The 2,772-nt window shown below is 74.5% G+C and carries 3 protein-coding genes and 1 pseudogene; all 4 read right to left on the reverse strand.

Features of this window, described 5'->3' with window-relative positions; all coding sequences use genetic code 11:
* Window positions 1-158: pseudogene (locus AB0I76_RS26985) on the reverse strand (phosphoheptose isomerase); the annotation flags it as partial.
* Window positions 158-1,375, reverse strand: a complete 1,218-nt coding sequence (locus AB0I76_RS26990) for a glycosyltransferase (RefSeq protein ID WP_357041062.1) — start codon at window positions 1,373-1,375, stop codon at window positions 158-160. The gene AB0I76_RS26990 and the pseudogene AB0I76_RS26985, both read right to left, overlap by 1 nt.
* A complete protein-coding gene (locus AB0I76_RS26995) occupies window positions 1,360-2,352 on the reverse strand; it encodes a glycosyltransferase (protein ID WP_357041064.1) in 993 nt (330 codons plus the stop codon). The genes AB0I76_RS26990 and AB0I76_RS26995 overlap by 16 nt, the downstream gene beginning before the upstream one ends.
* 30 nt (window positions 2,353-2,382) lie before the next feature.
* A partial coding sequence (locus tag AB0I76_RS27000; protein ID WP_357041067.1) for a glycosyltransferase family 9 protein occupies window positions 2,383-2,772 on the reverse strand: 390 nt, incomplete at its 5' end.

A 2,772-nucleotide genomic window follows, 5' to 3' on the forward strand; every position in this document is an offset into this window, starting at 1 on the left:
GCGCTGCCGCCGTTGCCGGCCACCAGCAGCCGTCCGCCTCGGGCCAGGGTCCAGGCGAGTTCGGTGCCCCAGGTGGAGAGGCGTTCGGCGGCCTGTCGGTAGGGCAGCAGCGCGGCGGCCAGGTTCGCCAGGTGACTGTCGAGGTGGGAGAGGCTCATCAGGCCACCGCCGGTGCGGGACGGGCGACCGTGCTGACCGCGGCGTAGACCGCGCCCAACTGCTCGGCGCAGCGCTTCCAGGAGTACCGGCTGCGGATCCGGTCCAGCGCCGCCGTCGCGTACGCGAACCGGCGCACCCGGTCGGCGAGCAGCCGGCGGACGGCCGCGCCGAGCGTGCGGGGGTCGCGGGGCGGCACGAGGTCCCCGGTCAGGCCGTGCACCACCGTGTCCGAGATGCCCCCGACGTCGGTGCCGACGACCGGCACCCCGCAGGCCATCGCCTCCAGCGGGGTCAGGCCGAACGGCTCGTACCAGGGGGCGGCGACCAGCAGGTCCGCCGACCGGTACCAGCGGCCCATCTCCTCGCGGGGAACGGCACCGACCAGCTTCACCCGGTCGGCCACCCCGCACGACTCGGCGAGGGCGGTGAGCCGGCGGGCGTAGCCGTCGGCGGGCAGCAGCTCGGCCGGCGGGCCGCCGACCACCACGCACTCCGCGTCCGGCACGGCGGGCAGCGCCCGGACGACCTCCTGGAAGCCCTTGCGCTCCACCATGCGGCCGACGGTGATGATCCGGGGGCGGGCCGGGTCGCGCGGGACCACCGGACCGTCGGGACGGAACATCTCCTCGTTGACGCCGGAGGGGACCAGCGCCATCCGGGACCGGGGCACGCCCAGCCGTAGCAGCTCACCGATCTCGTCCTGGCACTGCACGATGACCCGGTCCACGGCCCGGCCCAACGCCCGTTCGTACCCGATCCGGCCGGGTGGACTGGTGTCCCGGGCGCCCTGGTGGCGCTTCTTGACGGTGCCCAGTGCGTGGTACGTCAGCACCACCGGCACCCCGGTCCGCCGCCCCGCGTGCAGGGTGGCCAGACCGCTCATCCAGAAGTGGGCGTGCGCCACGTGCGGCGTCCAGCCGCCGTCGCGCCACTGACCGGCCAGCCAGCGCCCGAACTCGCCCATGTAGGGCAGCAGCTCGTCCTTCGGCACCCGCCGGGCCGGGCCGGCCGGCACGTGGCACACCTGGTAGCCGTGCGGGGCGGCGACGGTCTCCGGCAGGGCGGTGGAGTCGCGGCGGGTGTAGACGCGGACGTCGTGCCCCTCGCCGGCCAGCGCCGCCGCCAGCTCGGCCACGTGGGTGTTCTGCCCACCCGCGTCCTCCTCGCCGAGGACGGCGAGGGGGCTGGCGTGTTCCGAGATCATCGCGATGCGCATGTTTCCTCCTCGATCAGCCGGTCCCAGTCGGCGAGGAACCGGTCGAGCCCGAACCGTTCCTTCGCCACGTCGCGAGCGCGTGCCCCCAGGCGGGAGGCCGCGTCGCGGTCGGTCATGAGCCATCGGGTCGCCTCGACCAGGGTGTCCACCCGGGTGGAGAGCACCCCCGCGTCGGCCGGCACGGCGTCCACCGCCTCGGTCGTGGCCAGGGCCACCACCGGCATCCCCATCGCCATCGCCTCGATGAGGCTGAGGCCGAGGGACGTCCACCGGCAGAGGTGCAGGTACGCCCGCCGACGGGCCACCTCGGCGTGCATCCGGTCCTGCGGGACGTCGTCGTGGCCGGTGACCGCGAGCCCGGGCCCGCCGCCGGGGGCCCGCGCGAGCGCGTCCGGCAGACCGGCGACCCCCATCCCGAACACGTCCAGCGGCGCCACCCGCGCGAAGCGGGGCATGAGGTCGGTGCCGGTCACCCGCCAGCGGCGTACCGGCTCGTTGGTCACCACCGCGAGACGGTCCAGCTCGCCGGTCCACTCGACCCGGGGCGGCACGATGCCGTGCTCGACCACGGTGGTGCGGGTGGCACCGGTGTCCCAGAAAAGCTCGTTGAAGTGGGTGACGTGGGCGATGAGGAGGTCGTCGCGGTCGGCGAGGGGGTGGCGGCTGTTGGGGACGTTGCCGTCTTTGGGGGTGTTGTGTTCGACGTAGATGGCGGGGAGGACGCGGCCGGGGGTGCGGCCGGTCCACTGCGTGGTGAGGTCGATCTCTTCGGGGCGTTGGAGGATGACGAGGTCGACGTCGGTGGACCGCAGCTGCTCGGGTGTGATCTCGACGGCGGTGTCGGGCCAGGGGTAGGTGCGGGCGCGGCCGAGGCCGTAGGGGCCGCGGTCGGGGGTGACCGGGATGAGGTAGCGGTGTTTGCCGTGCACGAACGAGGTCGTCCAGGAGCCGTGCACGTGCCAGAGCAGAATGTTCATGCCTCTCCTCAGCAGGTGTCTCGGGTGGGGTCAGGTGGACGGGGTCAACAGGCGCACCGCGTCCACCACCTCGCCCGGGTCGAGCCCGGTGAGGCAGGGATGGTCGGGGATCGGGCAGGTTGCGGCACGGGTGTCGCGGCACCGGGCGGCGGCGTCGCCGAGGCGTACGGTCGGCACGCCCCAGGGGCCCCACTGTCCGAAGGGGACTGTCGGGGCGAAGAGGCTCACCACCGGCGTGCCGACCGCCGCGGCCAGGTGTCCGGGGCCGGTGTTGCCGACGACCAGGCACCGGGCGCGGGCGAGCACCCGGGCGAGGGCCGGCAGTGGTGTCCGGCCACCCAGGTCCACCGCGACGTCACCGGCGACGTGGGCGGTCAGGTCGCGCTCGTCGGGTCCGCCGGTGACCACGACACGGTGGCC

This window comes from Micromonospora sp. NPDC049799, from assembly GCF_040656655.1.
In the GTDB taxonomy this organism is placed as follows: domain Bacteria; phylum Actinomycetota; class Actinomycetes; order Mycobacteriales; family Micromonosporaceae; genus Micromonospora.